The 21776-nt window shown below is 65.9% G+C and carries 17 protein-coding genes, 1 other RNA gene and 1 pseudogene; 13 read left to right on the forward strand and 6 right to left on the reverse strand.

Annotation, left to right across the window (positions count from 1 at the left end):
- Positions 1 to 31 precede the first annotated feature (31 nt).
- The 9 genes and pseudogenes from rplL (at position 32) to ACMVO5_RS13020 (ending at position 13448) form a co-directional block, all read left to right on the forward strand.
- Entirely contained in the window at positions 32 to 409 is a 378-nt protein-coding gene (gene rplL / locus ACMVO5_RS12980) for a 50S ribosomal protein L7/L12 (protein ID WP_416907913.1), read from the forward strand.
- A gap of 223 nt (positions 410 to 632) precedes the next feature.
- Positions 633 to 1025, forward strand: coding sequence for a cupin (locus ACMVO5_RS12985; RefSeq protein WP_416907914.1), 393 nt, complete (start codon positions 633 to 635; stop codon positions 1023 to 1025).
- A 296-nt stretch (positions 1026 to 1321) separates the two neighbouring features.
- Positions 1322 to 5479 (forward strand): DNA-directed RNA polymerase subunit beta, encoded by a 4158-nt coding sequence (rpoB, locus tag ACMVO5_RS12990; RefSeq protein ID WP_416907915.1) that lies wholly within the window; start codon positions 1322 to 1324, stop codon positions 5477 to 5479.
- 70 nt (positions 5480 to 5549) lie between these two features.
- Positions 5550 to 9743 (forward strand): DNA-directed RNA polymerase subunit beta', encoded by a 4194-nt coding sequence (gene rpoC, locus ACMVO5_RS12995; protein WP_416907916.1) that lies wholly within the window; start codon positions 5550 to 5552, stop codon positions 9741 to 9743.
- Between the two features lie 248 nt (positions 9744 to 9991).
- A pseudogene (locus tag ACMVO5_RS13000) lies at positions 9992 to 11121 on the forward strand (glycosyltransferase family 4 protein).
- Positions 11114 to 11494, forward strand: a transfer-messenger RNA (tmRNA) gene (ssrA, locus tag ACMVO5_RS13005). Before ACMVO5_RS13000 ends, ssrA begins: the two are co-directional and overlap by 8 nt.
- A gap of 138 nt (positions 11495 to 11632) precedes the next feature.
- The gene (locus ACMVO5_RS13010; protein WP_416907917.1) at positions 11633 to 12139 is read left to right on the forward strand and encodes an SspB family protein; all 507 of its coding nucleotides are present in this window, start codon (positions 11633 to 11635) and stop codon (positions 12137 to 12139) included.
- A gap of 47 nt (positions 12140 to 12186) precedes the next feature.
- Complete coding sequence (gene gmk, locus ACMVO5_RS13015) at positions 12187 to 12798, forward strand: guanylate kinase (protein ID WP_416909382.1); 612 nt, start codon at positions 12187 to 12189, stop codon at positions 12796 to 12798.
- Positions 12795 to 13448 carry a DUF4893 domain-containing protein gene (locus ACMVO5_RS13020; protein ID WP_416907918.1) on the forward strand — a complete coding sequence of 218 codons (654 nt, stop codon included), beginning with the start codon at positions 12795 to 12797 and terminating at the stop codon, positions 13446 to 13448. The genes gmk and ACMVO5_RS13020 overlap by 4 nt, the downstream gene beginning before the upstream one ends.
- On the opposite strand, the gene ACMVO5_RS13025 is transcribed toward ACMVO5_RS13020, so the two are convergent.
- Positions 13445 to 14122 (reverse strand): Fe2+-dependent dioxygenase, encoded by a 678-nt coding sequence (locus tag ACMVO5_RS13025; RefSeq protein WP_416907919.1) that lies wholly within the window; start codon positions 14120 to 14122, stop codon positions 13445 to 13447. The genes ACMVO5_RS13020 and ACMVO5_RS13025 overlap by 4 nt on opposite strands.
- A gap of 84 nt (positions 14123 to 14206) precedes the next feature.
- Here ACMVO5_RS13025 and ACMVO5_RS13030 point away from each other — a divergent pair, with 84 nt between their 5' ends.
- The gene (locus tag ACMVO5_RS13030; protein WP_416907920.1) at positions 14207 to 15094 is read left to right on the forward strand and encodes an SDR family oxidoreductase; all 888 of its coding nucleotides are present in this window, start codon (positions 14207 to 14209) and stop codon (positions 15092 to 15094) included.
- A gap of 214 nt (positions 15095 to 15308) precedes the next feature.
- On the opposite strand, the gene ACMVO5_RS13035 is transcribed toward ACMVO5_RS13030, so the two are convergent.
- From ACMVO5_RS13035 to ACMVO5_RS13055, 5 genes are all read right to left on the reverse strand, one after another.
- Positions 15309 to 15515, reverse strand: a complete 207-nt coding sequence (locus tag ACMVO5_RS13035) for a ribbon-helix-helix domain-containing protein (RefSeq protein WP_416907921.1) — start codon at positions 15513 to 15515, stop codon at positions 15309 to 15311.
- Between the two features lie 137 nt (positions 15516 to 15652).
- The gene (phbB, locus tag ACMVO5_RS13040; protein ID WP_416907922.1) at positions 15653 to 16375 is read right to left on the reverse strand and encodes an acetoacetyl-CoA reductase; all 723 of its coding nucleotides are present in this window, start codon (positions 16373 to 16375) and stop codon (positions 15653 to 15655) included.
- 39 nt (positions 16376 to 16414) lie between these two features.
- On the reverse strand, positions 16415 to 17554 hold the full coding sequence (hemH, locus tag ACMVO5_RS13045; RefSeq protein ID WP_416907923.1) for a ferrochelatase: 1140 nt from the start codon (positions 17552 to 17554) through the stop codon (positions 16415 to 16417).
- The gene (locus tag ACMVO5_RS13050) at positions 17554 to 19884 is read right to left on the reverse strand and encodes a molybdopterin cofactor-binding domain-containing protein (protein WP_416907924.1); all 2331 of its coding nucleotides are present in this window, start codon (positions 19882 to 19884) and stop codon (positions 17554 to 17556) included. The genes hemH and ACMVO5_RS13050 overlap by 1 nt, the downstream gene beginning before the upstream one ends.
- A gap of 4 nt (positions 19885 to 19888) precedes the next feature.
- On the reverse strand, positions 19889 to 20374 hold the full coding sequence (locus ACMVO5_RS13055; protein ID WP_416907925.1) for a peroxiredoxin: 486 nt from the start codon (positions 20372 to 20374) through the stop codon (positions 19889 to 19891).
- Positions 20375 to 20475: 101 nt separating this feature from the next.
- Here ACMVO5_RS13055 and ACMVO5_RS13060 point away from each other — a divergent pair, with 101 nt between their 5' ends.
- From ACMVO5_RS13060 to rplT, 3 genes are all read left to right on the forward strand, one after another.
- Entirely contained in the window at positions 20476 to 21057 is a 582-nt protein-coding gene (locus ACMVO5_RS13060) for a YqgE/AlgH family protein (protein WP_416907926.1), read from the forward strand.
- A 131-nt stretch (positions 21058 to 21188) separates the two neighbouring features.
- The gene (gene rpmI / locus ACMVO5_RS13065) at positions 21189 to 21392 is read left to right on the forward strand and encodes a 50S ribosomal protein L35 (RefSeq protein WP_416907927.1); all 204 of its coding nucleotides are present in this window, start codon (positions 21189 to 21191) and stop codon (positions 21390 to 21392) included.
- A gap of 12 nt (positions 21393 to 21404) precedes the next feature.
- Complete coding sequence (gene rplT, locus ACMVO5_RS13070; protein ID WP_416907928.1) at positions 21405 to 21776, forward strand: 50S ribosomal protein L20; 372 nt, start codon at positions 21405 to 21407, stop codon at positions 21774 to 21776.

A 21776-nucleotide genomic window follows, 5' to 3' on the forward strand; every position in this document is an offset into this window, starting at 1 on the left:
TTTAACCTTTTAGATTGATTGGAGAATTACCATGGCTGACCTGAATGCGATTGTTGACCAGCTGTCCGCGCTGACTGTGCTGGAAGCGGCCGAACTGGCCAAGATGCTCGAAGAGAAGTGGGGCGTGTCTGCTGCTGCTGCCGTGGCCGTTGCTGGCCCGGCGGCTGGCGGGGCTGCTGCTCCGGCTGCTGAAGAGCAGACCGAATTCGACGTCATCCTGACCGGCGACGGCGGCAAGAAGATCAACGTCATCAAGGAAGTCCGCGCCATCACCGGCCTGGGCCTGACCGAAGCCAAGACGCTGGTCGAAAGCGCGCCCAAGGCTGTGAAGGAAGGCATTTCCAAGGCCGACGCCGAGAAGCTGAAGAAGCAGCTCGAAGAAGCCGGCGCGACGGTTGAGCTGAAGTGAGGCGAAGCGCGGCGTGCGGATAGCGTAGCTATTCGCCGACTCGCGCAAGCCCGGCCGGCGAGGCGGACAGCAAAGCTGGCCGAACTCGTCCGACGTCAGGACGCGGCTTTGCCGCGGCCCGGCCCAGCCACAGACAAAGGGCGGCACCCCGAGCGGGGCGCCGCCCTTTTTGTTGCCGATATCCCGGATAGGCCCGACGAAGCGCCGGGTGTATGCTCGCAAAATGGCAAGCAAACTCGAACAATCATTCATTCATCTTGGTCTCGGCGCCACGGCCATTGTGCAGCCGCCGTTTACAGGCATGGACTGGTATGAGGGCTATGGCGCGCGCCACGATGCTGATGGCGCCGAAGGCCGCCTTGTCAGCCTCTATCATTTTACCGAAAGCTGGACGAGCTGGGAGATGCACCCGCTCGGCGAGGAAGTGGTGATCTGCACGGCTGGATCGATCACCCTGCATCAGGAAATGGCCGATGGCAGCAAGGCCTCGGTCAGGCTCGAGGCGGGCGACCATGCCATCAACCCGCGTGGCTGCTGGCACACCGCCGATCTCGATCAGCCCGCCACCGCCATCTTCATCACTGCTGGCCTTGGAACGCAGCACAGGCCCCGCTAGAGCTCGCTCACGCCCGAGCCCCGGGCAGTCCCGGCCAGAATCCCCCTTTCCCAAATCCGACACAGCCCCTATATGCACGTTCATTGAGACGTCCGCGCAAGCAGTCGCTCTCCTGCCTCCTCCGGGACACGGTCTTTCCGAGCGATTTGGGCCGCGACGCATGGGGGGAAGCAGGGTTCCATCGCCAGTGCCGTGTGGCATCCGGTCGCAGCTTTTGCGAAAGGGTGCCTCGCGGCATTTTCTGTCTCTGATGTCCAGAGGCAGTGACAGTTTCGAACGAGAGGCGAAGACACTCCATGGCCACCCAGATGAAGCCCCCCGCGAGCCCCGCCGGCAAGCCGTTCAACGCGCGTCGCCGCATCCGCAAGGATTTCGGCAAGATCGGCGAGGTCGTGCAGATGCCGAACCTGATCGAGGTGCAGCGCGAGAGCTATGAGCTGTTCCTGCGTTCGCGGCCCCAGGACGAGTATGTTTCGGGGCTGGAGAAGACGCTGCGCTCGGTGTTTCCGATCCGCGATTTCGCCGGCACGGCCGAGCTGGACTTTGTCCATTACGAGCTTGAGGACCCGAAGTACGACATCGACGAGTGCCGCCAGCGCGACATCACCTACGCAGCACCCATGCGGGTGACGCTGCGGCTGATCGTGTTTGAAGTGGACCCTGATACCGAAGCCCGGTCGGTGCTCGATATCAAGGAGCAGGACGTTTACATGGGCGACATGCCGCTGATGACGATGAACGGCACCTTCATCATCAACGGCACCGAGCGGGTGATCGTCAGCCAGATGCACCGCAGCCCTGGCGTCTTTTTCGACCATGACCGGGGCAAGACCCACGCCAGCGGCAAATATCTCTTTGCCGCGCGCGTCATCCCCTATCGCGGCTCGTGGCTCGATTTCGAGTTTGACGCCAAGGACATTGTCAATGTGCGCATCGACCGCAAGCGCAAGCTGCCGGTGACGACGCTGCTCTATTCGCTCAACTGGAATTCGGAGGAGATCCTCAACGCCTTTTACGACCGGGTGATCTGGCAGCGCGGCTTTGGCTCGAACGGCGAAGCCGGCTGGGTGGTGCCCTTTGTCGAGGCCAATTACCGCAATCTGAAGCCGAGCTTCGATGTGGTGAATGCCGAGACCGGCGAAGTGGTGTTTCCGCTGGGCACCAAGATCACGCCGCGCGCGGTGCGCAAGGCGAGTGCGGACGGGCTGAAGACGCTGCTCATTCCGACCGAGGAGATTTTCGGCCGTTACAGCGCCTTTGACATCATCAACGAGCAGACCGGCGAGATCTATATCGAGGCCGGTGACGAACTGACCGCGGAGAACCTCGAGAAGATCGACAAGGCGGGCTATAGCGCGATCGAGCTGCTTGATATCGACCATGTGTCGGTGGGGCCGTGGATCCGCAACACGCTGATGGCGGACAAGGTCGAGGACCGTGACCATGCGCTCAGCGAAATCTACCGGGTGATGCGCCCCGGCGAGCCGCCGACGCGCGAAACGGCGGAGGCGATGTTCTACGGGCTGTTCTTCGACGAAGATCGCTATGATCTCTCGGCGGTTGGTCGCAACAAGATGAACATGCGTCTTGAGCTGGACGCGCCCGATGATCTGACCGTGCTGCGCCGCGAGGACATTCTGGCCGTGGTCAAGACGCTGGTCGGCCTGAAGGATGGCCGCGGCGAGATTGACGACATCGACAATCTCGGCAACCGCCGCGTGCGCTCGGTGGGCGAGCTGCTGGAGAACCAGTACCGCGTCGGGCTGCTGCGCATGGAGCGTGCGGTCAAGGAGCGGATGAGCTCGGTCGATATCGACACGGTGATGCCGAACGATCTGATCAACGCCAAGCCGGCGGTGGCGGCGGTGCGCGAATTCTTCGGCTCCTCGCAGCTGTCGCAGTTCATGGACCAGACCAACCCGCTGTCGGAAGTGACGCACAAGCGGCGTGTGTCGGCGCTCGGGCCGGGCGGCCTGACGCGCGAGCGGGCAGGCTTCGAGGTGCGCGACGTGCACCCGACGCATTATGGCCGCATCTGCCCGATCGAGACGCCGGAAGGGCCGAACATCGGGCTGATCAACAGCCTGTCGACGTTCAGCCGGATCAATAAATATGGCTTTATCGAAACACCTTACCGCAAGGTGATCGACAACAAGCTGACGCAGGAGGTGGTCTATCTCTCGGCGATGGAAGAGGCGCGGCACACCATTGCCCAGGCCAATTCCAACACCAATGCGGACGGGCGTTTTGTTGAGGAGCTGATTTCGGCGCGGCAGAGCGGCGAGTTTTTGATGGCGCCGGCTGACACGATCACGCTGATGGACGTGAGCCCGAAGCAGCTGGTGTCGGTGGCCGCCTCGCTCATTCCCTTCCTCGAAAACGATGACGCCAACCGCGCGCTGATGGGCTCGAACATGCAGCGCCAGGCGGTGCCGCTGGTGCGGGCTGAGGCGCCGTTCGTGGGCACCGGCATGGAAGGCACGGTGGCGCGCGATTCGGGCGCGGCCGTGGCGGCGCGGCGGACCGGCATTGTCGACCAGGTCGATGCGACGCGTATCGTCATCCGCGCCACCGAGGAGGTGGAGCCGGGCAAGTCGGGCGTCGACATCTATACGCTGATGAAGTTCCAGCGCTCGAACCAGAACACCTGCATCAACCAGCGTCCGCTGGTGCGCGTGGGCGATCTGGTGAAGAAGGGCGATATCATCGTGGATGGCCCCTCGACCGAAGACGGCGAGCTGGCGCTGGGCCGCAATGTGCTCGTCGCCTTCATGCCGTGGAATGGCTACAACTATGAGGATTCGATCCTCCTCAATGAGAAGATCGTCAAGGAGGACGTGTTCACCTCGATCCATATCGAGGAGTTTGAGGTGATGGCCCGCGACACCAAGCTGGGGCCGGAGGACATCACCCGCGACATTCCCAATGTGGGCGAGGAAGCGCTCAGGAACCTCGACGAGGCGGGCATTGTCTATATCGGCGCCGAGGTGGAGCCGGGCGACATTCTGGTGGGCAAGATCACGCCCAAGGGCGAGAGCCCGATGACGCCGGAAGAGAAGCTGCTGCGCGCCATCTTTGGCGAAAAGGCGAGCGATGTGCGCGACACTTCGCTGAAGCTGCCGCCGGGCGTGGCTGGCACGGTGGTTGAGGTGCGGGTGTTCAACCGGCACGGCATCGACAAGGACGAGCGCGCGCTGCAGATCGAGCGTGACGAGATCGAGCGGCTGGAAAAGGACGCCGCCGACGAGCGCGCGATCCTCGACCGCGCCACCTATTCGCGCCTGCAGGCGGTGTTGCTCGGCCAGACGGCCGTGGCCGCGCCCAAGGGTGTGAAGAAGGGCGCCGTGATCGACGAGGCGCTGCTTGAAGAGCAGCCCCGGCGCGAATGGTGGAAGTTTGGCGTGGCCGATGATGCCGCCCAGGCCGACCTTGAGGCGCTGAAGAGCCAGTGGGACGATGCGCAGGCGAGCATCAATGCGCGGCTGGAGGACAAGAAGGCCAAGCTGCAGTCTGGCGACGAGATGCCGCCGGGCGTGCTGAAGATGGTCAAGGTGTTCGTGGCGGTGAAGCGCAAGATGCAGCCGGGCGACAAGATGGCCGGCCGCCACGGCAACAAGGGTGTGGTCAGCCGCATCCTGCCGCAGGAGGACATGCCGTTCCTCGCCGACGGGACGCCGGTTGACATCGTGCTCAACCCCTTGGGCGTGCCGAGCCGGATGAATGTGGGCCAGATTTTCGAGACGCATCTGGGCTGGGCCGCGCGCGGCCTTGGCAAGCAGATCGGCGCGATGCTGGAGGATATTCATGCCAAGACGCGCGGGCTGGGCTCGGGCGACATCTCCGAGGTGCGGTCCAAGCTGAAGGCGATTTATGGCCATCAGTATGACAGCGAGATCGCGACGCTCTCGGACGAGGGTGTGACCGAGCTGGCGCGGAATCTGGCGGGCGGTGTGCCGATGGCGACGCCGGTCTTCGACGGCGCGCGCGAGGCCGATGTCAGCCAGATGCTGGCGCTGGCCGGGCTCGACACCTCGGGCCAGGTGGAGCTGTTCGACGGGCGCACCGGCGAGATGTTCGACCGCAAGGTGACCGTGGGCTATATGTACATGCTCAAGCTGCACCACCTTGTCGACGACAAGATCCATGCGCGCTCGATCGGGCCGTACAGCCTCGTGACCCAGCAACCGCTGGGCGGCAAGGCGCAGTTCGGCGGCCAGCGGTTCGGCGAGATGGAGGTGTGGGCGCTGCAGGCTTACGGTGCCGCTTACACGCTGCAGGAGATGCTGACGGTGAAGTCCGACGATGTCGTGGGCCGCACCAAGGTCTATGAGGCGATCGTCAAGGGCGACGATACCTTTGAGGCCGGCATTCCCGAGAGCTTCAACGTGCTGGTCAAGGAAATGCGGTCGCTCGGCCTCAATGTCCAGCTGCAGAGCGACGAGGTCGTGGAGTAGGGCGCGATTTTGCGGCGGCGCATCGCTGCGCCGCCGCCCGCTCCCCGGTCCCAACTGAAAGGCAAGCCCCATGAACACCGAAGTCACCAATTTCTTCTCGCCCGCCGCCAAGCCCGAGACCTTTGACAAGATCCAGATCTCGCTGGCCTCGCCCGAGCAGATCCGCAGCTGGTCGTTTGGCGAGATCAAGAAGCCCGAGACGATCAACTACCGCACCTTCAAGCCCGAGCGCGACGGCCTGTTCTGCGCCCGCATCTTCGGGCCGATCAAGGACTATGAGTGCCTGTGCGGCAAGTACAAGCGGATGAAGTACAAGGGGATCGTCTGCGAAAAGTGCGGCGTGGAAGTGACCGTGACCAAGGTCCGGCGCGAGCGCATGGGCCATATCGATCTGGCAGCTCCCGTGGCGCACATCTGGTTTCTGAAGTCGCTGCCGAGCCGCATCGGCATGCTGCTCGACATGCAGCTGAAGAACCTCGAGCGGGTGCTGTATTTCGAACAGTATATCGTCATCGAGCCGGGCATGACGCCGATGAAGAAGTTCGACCTTCTGACCGAGGACGAGCTGCTTTCTGCGCAGGATGAATATGGCGAGGATGCCTTTGTGGCCGGGATCGGCGCCGAGGCCATCCGCCAGTTGCTTCAGGAGATGGACCTCGAAGCCGAGATGGTGACGCTGCGCGAGGAGCTGGCGACGACCAAGTCGGAGCTGAAGCCCAAGAAGATCATCAAGCGGATGAAGGTTGTCGAGAGCTTCATCGAGAGCGGCAACCGGCCCGAGTGGATGATCATGACGGTGATCCCAGTGATCCCGCCCGAGCTGCGCCCGCTGGTGCCGCTCGATGGCGGGCGTTTTGCCACCTCGGACCTGAATGACCTGTATCGCCGCGTCATCAACCGGAACAACCGGCTGAAGCGGCTGATCGAGCTGCGCGCGCCCGACATCATCGTGCGCAACGAGAAGCGGATGCTGCAGGAAGCGGTTGATGCGCTTTTCGACAATGGCCGGCGCGGGCGGACCATCACCGGCAACAACAAGCGGCCGCTGAAGTCGCTCTCCGACATGCTGAAGGGCAAGCAGGGCCGGTTCCGCCAGAATCTGCTCGGCAAGCGCGTCGATTATTCGGGCCGCTCGGTGATCGTGACCGGCCCCGAGCTGAAGCTGCACCAGTGCGGCCTGCCCAAGAAGATGGCGCTCGAGCTGTTCAAGCCGTTCATCTATTCGCGGCTTGACGCCAAGGGCCTGTCGATGACGCTGAAGCAGGCGAAGAAGTGGGTGGAGAAGGAGCGCAAGGAGGTCTGGGACATCCTTGATGAGGTCATCCGCGAGCATCCGGTGATGCTGAACCGGGCGCCGACGCTGCACCGGCTGGGCATCCAGGCGTTCGAGCCTGTGCTGATCGAGGGCAAGGCCATTCAGCTGCACCCGCTGGTCTGCTCGGCCTTCAACGCCGACTTTGACGGTGACCAGATGGCCGTTCACGTGCCGCTGAGCCTCGAAGCCCAGCTGGAAGCGCGCGTGCTGATGATGTCGACCAACAACATCCTGTCGCCGGCCAATGGCAAGCCGATCATCGTGCCCTCGCAGGACATGGTGCTGGGGCTTTATTATCTGTCGATGGAGCGCGAAGGCGAGCCGGGCCAGGGCATGATCTTTGCCGACATGGCCGAGGTGCACCAGGCGCTGCATGCCGGTGTGGTGACGCTGCACGCCAAGATTCAGGCGCGCGTGGTGACCACCAACGAGGCGGGCCAGACGGTGATGCGCCGCCTTGAGACGACGCCGGGCCGCATGCTGCTGGGCGAATGCCTGCCCAAGAGCCACAAGGTGCCTTATGAGACGATCAACCGGCTTTTGACCAAGAAGGAGATCGGCGATGTCATCGACACCGTCTATCGCCACACGGGCCAGAAGGAGACGGTGCTGTTCGCCGATGCGATCATGGTGCTGGGCTTCCGCCATGCCTTCCAGGCCGGCATCAGCTTCGGCAAGGATGACATGGTCATTCCCGCCACCAAGGGACAGCGTATCGCCGAGACCAAGGAAGAAGTGCGCCAGTTCGAGCAGCAGTATCAGGACGGGCTGATCACCCAGGGCGAGAAGTACAACAAGGTGATCGACAGCTGGTCCAAGTGCGGCGACCTTGTGGCGACCGAGATGATGAAGGAAATCAGCGCCCAGCCGCTCGACGAGAACGGCCGGACCCGGCCGATCAACTCGGTGTACATGATGGCGCACTCCGGTGCCCGTGGTAGCCAGGCGCAGATGAAGCAGCTGGCCGGGATGCGCGGGCTGATGGCCAAGCCGTCAGGCGAGATCATCGAGACGCCGATCATCTCCAACTTCAAGGAGGGGCTGACCGTTCTGGAGTATTTCAACTCCACCCACGGCGCCCGCAAGGGCCTGGCCGACACCGCGCTCAAGACGGCGAACTCGGGCTATCTGACCCGGCGTCTGGTCGATGTCAGCCAGGACTGTGTGGTGACCGAGGAGGATTGCGGCACCGAGCTCGGGCTGGTGATGAAGGCGATTGTCGAAGGCGGCAACACCATCGTCAGCCTTGGCGAGCGCATTCTGGGCCGCACCGTGCTCGAGGATGTGATCGACGCCAAGACCGGCGATGTGCTGGCGCCGTCGGGCATGCTGCTGTCGGAAAGTGATGTCGCGGCGATCGAGGCGGCGGCTGTGGCCGAGGTCAAGATCCGCTCGCCGCTCTTGTGCGAGACCAAGGGCGGCGTGTGCGCGGCCTGCTATGGCCGTGACCTGGCGCGCGGCACGCCGGTGAATGCGGGCGAGTCGGTGGGCGTGATTGCGGCCCAGTCGATCGGCGAGCCGGGCACGCAGCTGACCATGCGCACCTTCCACATCGGCGGGGCCGCACAGGTGAGCGAACAGTCGACGCTCGATGCGCCGGTTGACGGCATCATCGAGTTCCGCGGCCTGACCACCATCACCGACAGCCGCGGGCGGCACATCGCCATGACCCGCAACGGCGAGCTGGTCTTGAGGGACGAGGACGGGCGCGAGCGCTCGATCCACCGCATCACCTACGGCGCCAACATTGCCCGGCTTGAGGGCGCGAAGGTGAAGAAGGGCGAGCGTCTGGCCGAATGGGATCCCTATACGCTGCCGGTGATCACCGAGAAGTCGGGCCGGGTGAAGTATCAGGACCTTGTCGAGGGCGTGTCGCTGCGTGAGGAAGTCGATGAAGCCACTGGCATCACCAATAAGGTGGTGGCCGACTGGAAGGCGGTCAACAAGAAGGACGACCTGCGGCCGCGCGTGACGCTGCTCAACGAGGAGACGGACGAGGCGGCGCGCTATCCGCTGGCGGTCGATGCCATTCTGTCGGTCAACGACGGGCAGGAGGTATCAGCCGGTGACGTGATCGCGCGCATCCCGCGGGAAGCCGCCAAGACGCGCGACATCACCGGCGGTCTGCCGCGCGTGGCCGAGCTGTTCGAGGCGCGCGTGCCCAAGGACAATGGCGTGATTGCCAAGGTCGATGGGCGCGTGGTGTTCGGCAAGGACTATAAGGCCAAGCGCCGCGTCGAGCTGCATCCCGAGGAGGGCGGCGAGCCGATCGTCTATCTGCTCGCCAAGGGCCGTCACATCGCGGTGCAGGAAGGCGACATGGTGCGCAAGGGCGATTACATCATCGATGGCCCGGCCAATCCGCACGATATTCTCGACGTGCTCGGTGTCGAGAAGCTGGCGGAATATCTCTGCACCGAGATCCAGGAGGTCTACCGGTTGCAGGGTGTGCGCATCAACGACAAGCACATCGAGGTGATTGTGCGCCAGATGCTGCAGAAGGTGGAAATCACCGAATCGGGTGACACCACACTGCTCGTTGGTGAGCAGGTCGACCGCGAGGAGATGGAGACCGAGAACGCCAAGCTGCCCAAGAACGGCAAGCCCGCCGAGGGCAAGCCGGTGCTGCTGGGCATCACCAAGGCCTCGCTGCAGACCAAGAGCTTCATCTCGGCCGCCTCCTTCCAGGAGACGACCCGGGTGCTGACCGAGGCGGCCGTGCAGGGCAAGGTCGATACGCTGCAGGGGCTGAAGGAGAATGTCATCGTCGGCCGGCTGATCCCGGCGGGCACCGGCGCCGGCATGGCGCGGATGCGGGTGACGGCGAACAGCCGCGATGCGGCGATCCGCGCTTCGAAGGCGTCCAAGGCGGCCAAGGCCGAAGCGGCGCAGGCGGCGATCGAGTCGGCGGCTGCGTCTGCTGCTGCCGAGGAGGCGTCTGCCAGCTGAGCCTAGACAGCGCGCGAACATGGCCCCGCCGGCGCCCCGCCGGCGGGGCTTTTCGTATCGCTTTCGGCGGGCCGTGCGCGGCACGCGCCCGCGTGAAGCGGACCCATGTGCGACATTCTTGCCGCACTGCCGCATCTGCGACACAATACGGGCGTATATGGATGCTGATGTATAACGAGTTTTCCAGAGCCAGCGGCGCCCCCTTCAGTGGCGCGGGAGACAGACCGGCGCAGGGCCTGCGGGTCGTGATGTTCTCGGGCAACTATAATTATGTGCGCGACGGGGCCAACCAGGCGCTCAACCGGCTGGTCGCCTTTCTGGAGAGCAAGGGGGCCGACGTCCGCATCTATTCCCCGACATCACCGACGCCGGCCTTCGAGCCGGCGGGCACGCTGGTGTCGGTGCCGTCGGTGAGCATTCCGGGCCGGGCCGAATATCGCATCGCGCGCGGGCTGCCGGCCTCGCTGAAGCGCGAGATTGCTGCCTTCAAGCCGCATCTCTTCCATCTCTGGCGCCCGACCCGCTGGGCCATAGCGCCAAGAAGCTGGCGGCGAGCCTGAAGCTGCCGTGCGTGGCGTCAATCCACACACGCTTCGAGACCTATTTCGAATATTATGGCTTTGGCTGGGCGCGGCCGGCGGGCGAGGCCATCCTCAAGCGTTTCTATGCGGGCCTCGACGAGATTTTCGTGACCACTCAAGGCTTTGGCGACATGCTGATGGCGCAGGGGCTGATCGCCCATGCCGCTGTCTGGAGCCGGGGCGTGGACAAGGCCCGCTTTTCGCCCGAACGGCGCAGCCTGGAATGGCGGCGCGGGCTCGGCATTTCGGATGACGAGGTGGTGATCGGCTTTGTCGGCCGGCTGGTGCTGGAAAAGGGGCTCGACATGGTGGCGGCGGCCGCAGGCGAGCTGAAGCGCCGGGGCGTGCCGCACAAGCTGCTGGTGGTGGGCGAGGGGCCGGCGCGGGCCAAGTTCGAGGCGCAGCTGCCCGACGCGATCTTCACCGGCTTTCTGGATGGCACGATGCTGGCGACGGCCTTTGCCAGCGCCGACCTGCTGATCAACCCGTCGATCACCGAGACCTTTGGCAACATCAACATCGAGGCGATGGCGAGCGGCATTCCGGTGATTGCGGCGCGCGCCTCGGGCAGCCAGTGCATCATCGAGGACGGGGTGACCGGGCGGCTGGTGACGCATTCGGACGTGATGGGCTTTGCCGATGCGCTGCAGCATTATCTGAGCGACGATGGTGCGCGTGCGGCGGCCGGGGCGGCGGCGCTGGACGCGGCCAACGCCTATGACTGGGACGCGATCAACGGCGTCGTGCTCGACCGCTATCTGGAGATCGTCGGCGCACACACGACGGCCAGCGCTTGAACTTGGGCGCGGGGGCGCTTACCTTGGGCGGGTCGGAGCGATCCGACTATGGCGATAAATGATGTCGTGAAATAGATGCAGCGGACCCGGGGGCAGTACCCGGCGGCTCCACCACAAACCCGGTTGTTGCGGGTGTTCTGGGGCCGAACCAGGATCGACGTGTGTTGAAAGACGAGATTTTTGCCCGGCCTGAATGCGCCGTTAAACCGTTCAAAACCTACAAATGCCAACGACAACGAGGCATTCGCAATCGCAGCGTAACCCGGTCCTAACGGACTAAGTTACACTGGCCGAAAGCGCGGCCGGACCGAGCCGGGCAACAGAATCGGATTCCAGCGGTTCGGGAGGCACCGGGCAACAGAAGCCTCCCATATTTTCAGCCAGTTTGGGCAATCAGATCGGTGCATGTCCTGCGCCATGCGGGCAAATCGGCGCGGCGGGGGTGCACAAGCCTTGACCCTTGGCCCCGGCTTCGCCACGAAAGACCGGCAGTTTCCGCGATGGACAAGCCGTGACCGATACGCCGCCTGACAGCCTGATTCCCTATGACGATATCGTGCAGGACGCGCTGCGCGGCGTGGTCGAGCGGGTGCTGCGCCGGATCGAGGCCGAGGGCGGGCTGCCCGGCGGCCATCATTTCTACATCGCCTTTCGCACCCGCGCGCCGGGCGTCGATATCCCGAAGCATCTGCTCGAACGCTACCCCGAGGAGATGACCATCGTCATCCAGCACCGCTATTGGGATTTGCTGATCGAGCCGGGCTTTTTCGAGATCGGCCTGAGCTTCAACCAGGTGCCGGCGAAGCTGCGCATTCCCTATAGTGCGATCACCGGCTTTGTGGATCCGGCGGTCAATTTCGCGCTTCAGTTTCCGGCCCCCAGCGACGAGACGCCCGAGCCCGAGCCGCCGACCGATGGCAGCGACGGGGACGGGGACGGCGATGGAGGCAGCAAGGGGGATGGCGGCGAAACCGGCGGCAACAACGTCGTCGCGCTCGATCGCTTCCGCCGCAAGTGACCGCCTTTGCCGCTTCCGGCTCGGCCAGCCCGGCCCGGCGCGGGCTGATGTTCGTCATGTCCTCGCCCTCGGGCGCGGGCAAGACCACGCTCAGCCGCCGGCTGCTGGCCGATGACCCGCAGATCACGCTGTCGGTTTCGGCGACAACACGGCCGCCGCGCGCCGGCGAAGTGGATGGCCGGGATTATTTCTTCGTCAGCCAGACGCGGTTTCAGGCGATGGTGCACGGCCATGAGCTGCTCGAATATGCCACCGTGTTCGACAACCGCTATGGCACGCCGCGCGCGCCGGTGGAGGCCGCGCTGGCCGCGGGCCGCGACGTGCTGTTCGACATCGACTGGCAGGGCACGCAGCAGCTGCAGCAGACCGATGCCGCCAGCGATCTGGTGCGCATCTTCATCCTGCCGCCCAATCTGGCCGAGCTGGAGCGGCGGCTGATCGCGCGCAACACCGACCATGCGGAAGTGATTGCAGCGCGCATGGCGCGGGCCTGTGACGAGATCCGCCACTGGGGCGAATATGATTATGTGCTGCTGAATGAGGATGTGGAGACCTGCCTTGCCGAGCTGAAGGCGATTTTGCTGGCCGAGCGGCTGCGCCGTCGCCGCCAGCTGGGGCTGGCGGATTTCGTGCGGGCGATGCTGGGCGAGGCGGTGTGAGGCGCGCGCTGGCCCTTGGCCCGACGCTTGCTCTGGCGCTGGTGCTGGCGGCCCCGGTGGGCGCGCAGCCGGCGGCCTCGAGCTGGCAGGGGCAGATCCAGAGTGAGGACCGGCCACGGCTGGCGGGGCTGTGGCGGGCCTGGACGCGGAGCCTCGCCGATGTGGCGGCCGAGCCGGGCGGGCGCGAGGCGCTGGACGCGCTTGGGCCGGTGGCGGTGCCGCCGGTGGAGCCGCTGCCGGGCCGGCCGGTGGCGCTGGCCAGCGACAGCCTGCCGGGCGTTGGCGACTATCGCTGCCGCACCATCCGCCTTGGCCGCCGCGACGATGGCTGGCCGCGCGACGGCGTGTTGCCGCTGCAGACCGGGCCCTGGGGCGCGTGCCGGCTGGCGGCGAAGGGGGGCGAGCCGCTGGCCTTTGCCATGGCGGACGGGCCGCAGCGGCTGTCGGGCCGGCTTTGGGCGGACGGCGACCGGATGGTGTTTCTGGGCGCGCTCAGCCTGGCCAGCGAGGCGGGCGTGCGCGGCTACGGCGATGATCCGGACCGTGATCATCTGGGTGTGTTGCGGCCGCTGGGGGCGGGGCATTGGCGGCTCGAACTGCCGTGGCCGCGCTGGCAGTCGGAGCTGCTGCTGGTGGAGATCAGGGGCTAGAGCTCGGCCCAGCGGCGCAGCAGATTGTGATAGCTGCGGGTCAGCGCGAGGATTTGCGCATCGCCGCGGCCGACCCTTGCGCCCAGCGTCTGGATGGCGCGGTCCATGTCGAGCAGCAGGGCGCGGTCGGCCTCATTGCGGACCATCGACTGCACCCAGAACACCGCGGCCAGCCGCACGCCGCGCGTGACCGGCGCGACCCGGTGCAGCGTGGTGGCGGGATAGAGGATCATCTGGCCAGCGGGCAGTTTGATCGAAGAGGTGCCGAAGCCGGTATCGATGAGCAGCTCGCCGCCGTCATAGCTGTCGGGCGGGCCGAGAAACAGTGTGGCGGCGAGATCGGTGCGCATCTGGCCGCCGTCGGCGGCGCGGACGGCATTGTCGATGTGCAGGCCATATTGCTCGCCCTCGCCGTAGCGGCTGAACAGCACCGGGCTGAACTTGTTTGGCAGGGCGGCGGCGAAGAAGCCGGCGTGGCGCATGAGCGCTGCGACCAGCGCCTGGCCAGCGCGCAGGGCGAGCGGATCGTCGGCGGCGAGCTGGTGATTGGCCTTGACGCTGGCGGACTGTGGCCCGGCGCTGGCCTTGCCGTCCTGCCATGTTGCCGAGCCCAGCGCCGTCTGAAGCTCGGTGAGCTGGGCTGCGGTCAGGATGTCGGTGATGATCGTGGCCATGGCGCTTACGCTAGACGGCATTTCTGGCAGTTGCCAGCCTTGGCCGGGGGGCTCACCATCGGGGCTGATATGGGGAGACCGGAAATGTTTGCTGATGGCCTGATGAAGAACGAGAAGATTTTGGTGACCGGCGGCGGCACCGGGCTGGGCAAGGCCATGGCCGGGGCCTTTGCCCGGCTGGGCGCCGAGGTGGTGATCTGGGGGCGGCGCGGCGGGGTATTGGATGAAACCGCTGCCGAGATCGCCGAGGCGAGCGGCAGCACCGTGACACCGATGGCGGTCGATATCCGCAGCGGCGGCGCCATCGACGAGGCGATGCAGACGATCTTTGATGCAGCCCCCCTGACCGGCCTTGTCAACAATGCAGCCGGAAATTTCATCTCGCCGACCGAGGACCTGTCGCCCAACGCCTTCAACGCCATTGCCAGCATCGTCGCCGCCGGCACCTTCAACACCACGGTGGCGGCCGGCAAGCGCTGGATCGCCGGCGGACTGCCCGGCAACATCCTCTCCATCGTCACCACCTGGGTCTGGACCGGCGGGCCGTTCACCGTGCCGAGCGCGATGAGCAAGGCCGGCGTGGCGGCGATGACGCAGAGCCTGGCGCAGGAATGGGGGCCAAAGGGCATCCGCGCCAACGCCATTGCGCCCGGCCCCTTTCCCACCAAAGGCGCGTGGGAACGGCTGATGCCCGAGCCGCTCATGAAGAAAACAGGCGCGGGTACCGGGGCAGAAGGCATTCCGATGGGCCGGATGGGCGAGCATGCCGAGCTGGAAAACCTCGCGGTCTTTCTGATGGCGCCGGGCTGCGCCTATCTGACCGGTGAAGTGATTGCGCTGGATGGCGCCCAGTGGCTGGCATCGAACGGCAATTTCAACAGCCTGTCGGCGCTCGACCGGTCGGACTGGGACATGATCAAGGCCGCCATCCAGTCGACGAACGCCAAGGACCGGTCGGACCGGACGGCCTGAGGGGCCTCCGGTGAGCAAGATTTGCCTCCGGCGGCTGGGGGCGGCGCCCCCTGACCCCATGCGTGGGTTTGGGGCAAGGTCTCGGGCGACTGCGCCTGCGCGCAGCGCTGTCTACAGCCTGCGGCACACGCTGAGCTCTCCAAATTTATCCCAAAACCAATTGATGGGGTCTGGGGCCTGAGGCCCCAGCCGCCAGAGGCTGCTTCTTATTCCCTCAGCGGCCAGCGCGGGCGCGTTCGAAGAGCCAGACGCGGATGGCGCTGGAGAGGTTGGTGGTGCGGGCTTCGTCGATTTCGGCGACGAGAGCGGCCAGCGACTTGCCTTCGGCCTTGGCGGCGTCGTGCAGCGCGTCCCAGAAGACGGGTTCGAGGCTGATCGAGGTGGCGTGGCCGGCGATGGTGAGGGAGCGTTTCCGGGTCATTTGGGGCCTGCGCGAAAGGGCGCGGGCAAAGCCCGCGCTGACGTCAGACGGGTTCGGGCGGCTCAGCCGCCCGCCCCGCTGGCCGGGCGCTGCGCGAGTCCGTTTGCAAGCTGCGCTTGCGCACGGCCGCGCGGCGCCTAGTACATATGCTGCCCGCCGTTGATGCTCAGCGTCGAGCCGGTGACGAAGCCGGCGTCATCGGCGCAGAGGAAGGCGACGCCGCGGGCGATTTCCTGCGCCTGTCCGAGGCGGCCGGCGGGGATTTTGGCGACGATCTTTTCAAGCACTTCACCGGGCACGGCAGCGACCATGTCGGTGTCGATATAGCCGGGCGCGATGGCGTTGACGGTGATGCCGAAGCGCGCGCCTTCCTGCGCCAGCGCCTTGGTGAAGCCGTGGATGCCGGACTTGGCCGAGGCATAGTTGACCTGCCCATATTGGCCGGCCTGGCCGTTGATCGAGCCGATGTTGACGATGCGCCCGAAGCCGCGCGATTTCATGCCCGCAAACACCGCCTTGGCCATGTTGAAGCAGCCGCCGAGATTGACGCGGATGACTTCGTCCCACTGGTCGTAGCTCATCTTCATCAGCGTACCGTCGCGGGTGATGCCGGCGTTGTTGACGACGACATCGACCGGGCCGAGCTCGGCTTCGACGCGGGCGACACCGTCGAGGCAGGCCTGATGGTCACCGACGTCCCATTTATAGGCCTTGATGCCGGTGCGCGCGGTGAAGGCGGCGGCCTTGTCATCATTGCCGGCATAGTTGGCGGCGACCGTCATGCCCATGTCGCGAAGCGCCAGCGAGATAGCCTCGCCGATCCCGCGTGTTCCGCCTGTTACGATTGCGGCTCTTGCCATGATCCTGTCCCCGTCTTGTTTGGGAGACAGTAGCCGGGGCTACACCCAGCCCGCAAGCTCACGCGCGATAATCTTTTCCAGCATGTCGATGCCGGGCGGGCTGGTGTTGAGGCAGGGCAGATAGGCGAAATGGGTGCCGCCATGCTCAAGGAAGGTGTCGCGGCCTTCGATCGCCACTTCTTCAAGGGTTTCAAGGCAATCGGCGGAGAAGCCGGGGCAGACGACGGCGATCTTGCGGATACCTTCTTCGGCCAGCGTTTCGAGCGTGGCGTCGGTATAGGGCTTGAGCCATTCGGCGCGGCCGAAGCGGCTCTGGAAGGTGACGCGCACCGGCATATCGAGCGCGTCGGCCAGCAGGCGGCCGGTCTTGCGGCACTGGCAATGATAGGGATCGCCCTTGTCGAGCGTGCGCTGGGGCATGCCGTGGAAGCTGGTGAGGATCAGATCGGGGGTGAAATCGAGCCCGGCCAGACCGTCGCGGATGGAGGCCGCGAGCGCCTCGATATGGTCGGCATTGTCATAATAGGGCGGCAGCGTGCGCAGCGCCGGCTGCCAGCGCCATTTCGCCAGCGTGGCGTTGGCGACATCGACAACCGTGCCGTTGGTGGCGGAGGAATATTGCGGATAGAGCGGCGCCAGCACGATACGGTCGCAGCCCTGGTCGGCAAGTGCTTTCAGCCGATCGGGCACCGAGCGAGTGCCGTAGCGCATTGCCCAGTCAACGGTGACATTGGGGCCGAAGCGGCCGGCCAGCGCCTCGGCCTGGCCGCGTGTGATGACGGTGATCGGCGAGCCTTGGTCGGTCCAGATCTTGGCGTAACTCTGCGCCGTGGTGCGCGGGCGCAGGTTGAGGATCAGCAGGCGCAGGATGGGCTGCCAGACGAACTGCGGGATCTCGATGACGCGGGGATCGGAGAGAAACTCGCCGAGGAAGGCCTTGACGTCGGCGACCGAGGTTGAATCCGGCGAGCCGAGATTGACCAGCAGCACGCCGATGCGGCCGACCAACGGCTTGGGGTGGCCGGGCGGCAGCAGCGATTCGTCGAGCGCGGGGGCGATCTGACTGGCTTTTGCCGGGGCTTTGGCGCGGCCATGGGGGACGGGGCACACGTCCACATCGGTGGTCGTGATGTCCGGATCGGCGGGGCCGACCAATGAAGGAGGCAGGGTCGCCGTCATCAGTTCGCCCGGGTTTCCGTCATTTCGGCCGCCGTGTCGACGGGCGTTGTGGCCGCAGGGGCGCTGCCATCGTCGAGCGAGGCGGCGGTCCGCGGCGCTTTGGTGCCCACGGGTGCGCCCAATGGCAGCTTGCGGCGGCGCTCGCCCGAGGCGGCGAACAGCGCGTTGGCAACGGCAGGGGCGACCGGCGGCGTTCCGGTTTCGCCAACGCCGCCGGGGGCTTCGTCCGATTCGATGAGGATGATCTCGATGATCGGCGTCTCGGCGAGGCTGAGCAGCGGCGAGGTGTCGAAATTGCGCTCCTGCGCTTCGCCGTCGGCGAAGCTGGCGCGGCCGGTGAGGGCGGCGGACAAGCCGAAGATGAGCGCGCTTTCGAGCTGGGCGCGCACCGAATCGGGGTTGATGAGCCGGCCGCAGTCGGCCGACACGATCAAGCGGACGACGCGCGGCGGCTCGCCCTTTTCCACGAGCACTTCGGCGCCCACGGCGACGATGCTGCCAAAGCTCTCCCACAGCGCGACGCCGCTGCCGGTGGTGGTGCCGTCGCCGTTGGGCGTGGCACCGAGCGCGCCCATGGCGCCGAGCAGCGGCCTGAGAACGGCGGCGTGGCGGGGGCTCTCGCGCAGATGGATCAGGCGGAAGCCGCCGGGGTCGATCTTCGCGGCATGGGCCAGCTCGTCGATGAAGCTCTCCATGATGAAGGCGGTGTAGCTGTTGCCGACCGAGCGCCAGAAGCCGAGCGGCACCGGCGGATCGACCAGCACATGCTCGAAGGCCAGCGCCGGCAGCGCATAGGGAAGGCGGGTCATGCCTTCAAAGGCTTGGGCCCCGGCCTTGGGGCTGCCGGCAACGAGCGGCAGGTTGCGGGCCGTGAGGCCAGCCCCGACATCGCCGACCGCAATGCGCGCCGCGAGCGCCGTGATGCGCGTGTCGGTGGGCGGGCCTTCGATGCGCGCGCGCAGCCGGGCGGCGACGGCCGGGCGCCAGCAATCATGGCCGAAATCTTCCTCGCGGCTCCAGATCAGCTGCACCGGCTTGCCGGCGGCGCGCGCGATGAGCGCGGCCTGGCGGGCGGCGTCGGTCTCGATCTTGCGGCCGAAGCCGCCGCCGATCAGCATGGGATAGACGGTGACATCGTCGGAATCGATGTCGAGCGCACGGGCGACGGCCCAGGTGGTGATGGTCAGGCTCTGGGTCGGGCCCCAGAGTTCGCAGCGGCCGTTTTCAAAGCGCGCGGTGGCGTTCATCGTCTCCATGCAGGCATGGGCAAGGAAGGGCAGCTCATATTCGGCGCCGATCACGCCTTCGGCGGTGGCGTCGAGCATGGGCACGGCGTCTGCGTCTTCACGCACCCGGGCGACTTTGAGCCCGTCGGTCTTGTCGAGCGCATTGACCAGCGCCACTTCCATCCATGGCCCGGCTGGCGTTTCAGGCAGGTCATAGCTGATGTCGAGCGCGTCGAGCGCGGTCTTGGCCTGCCACCAGCCGGGCGCGACGACGGCGACGAAATCGGGCATTTCCACCAGCTCGCAACCGGGCGGCAGCTTGCCCTTGACGGCCGTTCTTGTCGCCCCGATCGGGCCTTGCTGGATGGCGGCATAATGCATGCCGGGCAGCCGCACATCGGCACCGAACTGGGCCGAGCCATCGACCTTGGCCGGCACATCGAGGCGCGGCAGCGGCTGACCCGACAGCGCGCCGCGCGGGCGCAACGTTGCCTCGCGCGGCGGATCGATGAGCGCCGCCTCATTGACCAGATCGGCAAAGGGGATGCGGTTGGCCTTGTAGGTGACGAAGCCGTTTTTGGTGTCGCAGTCGGTCCAGCTGACGCCGAGCCTTGTGGCCGCCGCCCGGCAGAGCATTTCGCGCGCGACCGCACCGGCTGCGCGCAGCGGGGCTTCATAGCCGCGCACCGAGGTGCTGCCGGCGGTGACCTGCAGCTCGAAGAATTCGACGACCCGGTCACCGGCCCAGCCAGCCACGCCTCTGAGCGGGGTGGGCATGCCCTTGGTCGCTTCGCCGAGCATGAAATGATTGGCATAGGGCGCGCCCAGCGGCGCGGGCTCGACGGCGACCGTGTCCCAGTCCGCGCCCAGCTCGTCCGCCAGGATCTGGGCGAGGCCGGACCAGATGCCCTGGCCCATTTCGGCCTGGGGAATGGCGACGATCACCCGGCCATCGGTGCCGAGCTTGACGAACGCATTGAGCACGCGCTCGCCCTCGCCCGCCGCCCAGCTGACGGCATGGCGGCGGGGCCATGCCGCCCAGCCGATCACCAGGCCGGTGCCGACGCCGGCCCCGACCAGCAATTGGCGACGATTGAGCGCCATCGCTCTAGCCGAGATTGGCCAGCATGTGCTCGGCGCTGGACACGGTGAAGGCGCCCGGCTCCTCGACGAAGAGATGGGTGACGACGCCATTTTTGGCGACGAGCGAGAAGCGCTGCCCGCGCACGCCCATGCCGAACTTGCTGGCATCCATTTCAAGGCCAAGCGCCTTGGTGAAGTCGGCATTGCCATCGGCGATCATCGTCACCTTGCCCACCGCATCGGCCGACTTGGCCCAGGCCGCCATCACAAAGGCATCATTGACCGAGAGGCACAGCACCTCGTCGATGCCGGCCTCGGCCAGCTTGGCGGAATGGGTGACGAAGCCGGGCAGATGCTTGGCCGAGCAGGTGGGGGTGAAGGCGCCGGGCACCGAGAACAGCGCCACGGTGCGGCCGCCGAACAGATCGGCCGTCGAGATGGTTGTCGGGCCGTCGGCCGTGGCCTTGACCAGCGTGGCTTCGGGGATGTGATCGCCAACCTTGATCGTCATTGCTGTCTCCGCTGTTTGGGTGCGGGCTCGTCCTAGCGGTTGCGCGGCACAGCGTCCAGCCGGGCGGCGCGGCTTTGCAGCCGGCGGCCGGGTCTGTCATCATGCTGCCATGGTACGTTCCGGACTTCGAGCCCCCCTTCCTCAGCGGCCAATTGCTGCTGTCGATGCCCGGCATGGCCGATCCGCGATTCGCCCGGGTGGTGATCGCCATGTGCGTGCATGACGAGAATGGCGCGCTCGGGCTGGTGGTGAACCAGCCGATGCCGGGGCTTTCGGTGCCCGAGCTGATGCGCACCTTGGAGATCGACCCGCAGGCAACGCCCGAGCGGCCAGTGCTGAACGGCGGGCCGGTGGAGCCGTCGCGCGGCTTTGTGTTGCACAGCCCGGACTATGAGGGCGAGAGCACGATCATGGTCGGCATGAAATGGGGGCTGACGGCGACGCTTGATGTGCTGCGCGACATTGCGGCGGGCAAGGGGCCGTCGCGCTGGCTCTCGACGCTGGGCTATACGGGCTGGGGGCCGGGGCAGCTGGAAAGCGAGATGGCGAGCCATGGCTGGCAACAGGCGCCGGGCGACACGCGGCTGATCTTCGACACGCCGGTTGAGGCGCGCTGGGAGCAGGCCTTTGCCGGGCTTGGCATCAATGTCGGCCAGCTTTCAGCGACGCCCGGGAGAGCATAGGGCCTTTAGAAAGCGGCGTGCGGCTTGCGCTTTGGGGCGGCAGCGTCTATGGCGCGCCTTCCGCATGACCGAACGGCCCGGCTGAATGGGCTGCCGTGGCTGTTCAAGGATGCGTCCATAAGGAGACCGAAATGCCCAAACTCAAGACCAAGAGCGGTGTGAAGAAGCGCTTCAAGATCACCGCCACTGGCAAGATCAAGCATGGTGTGGCTGGCAAGCGCCACCGGCTGATCAGCCATAATTCCAAGTATATCCGCCAGAATCGCGGCACCTCCGTGCTGTCCGATGCCGATACGCCCCGGGTGCATGCCTGGGCGCCGTACGGCCTGAAGTAAGGAGGACACGCCATGCGCATCAAACGGGGTGTCACCACCAAGGCCAAGCACAAGCGGATTCTGGAACAGGCGAAGGGCTTTTATGGCCGTCGCAAGAACACCATCCGCATCGCGCGGCAGGCGGTCGAAAAGGCCGGCCAATATGCCTATCGCGACCGCAAGGTGAAGAAGCGCAACTTCCGCGCGCTCTGGATCCAGCGGATCAACGCCGCCGTGCGCGAGGAAGGGCTGACCTACGGCGTGTTCATGCACGGTCTGTCGCTCACCGACCTGGCGCTCGACCGCAAGGTGCTGGCCGATATCGCCATGAACGAGCCGGACAGCTTCAAGGCGATCGTCGCCAAGGTGCAGGCCGCGCTCGACGCCAAGCCCGTCGCGGCCTGA

It is taken from the genome of Polymorphobacter sp. (assembly GCF_048007885.1).
Classification (GTDB): domain Bacteria; phylum Pseudomonadota; class Alphaproteobacteria; order Sphingomonadales; family Sphingomonadaceae; genus Sandarakinorhabdus.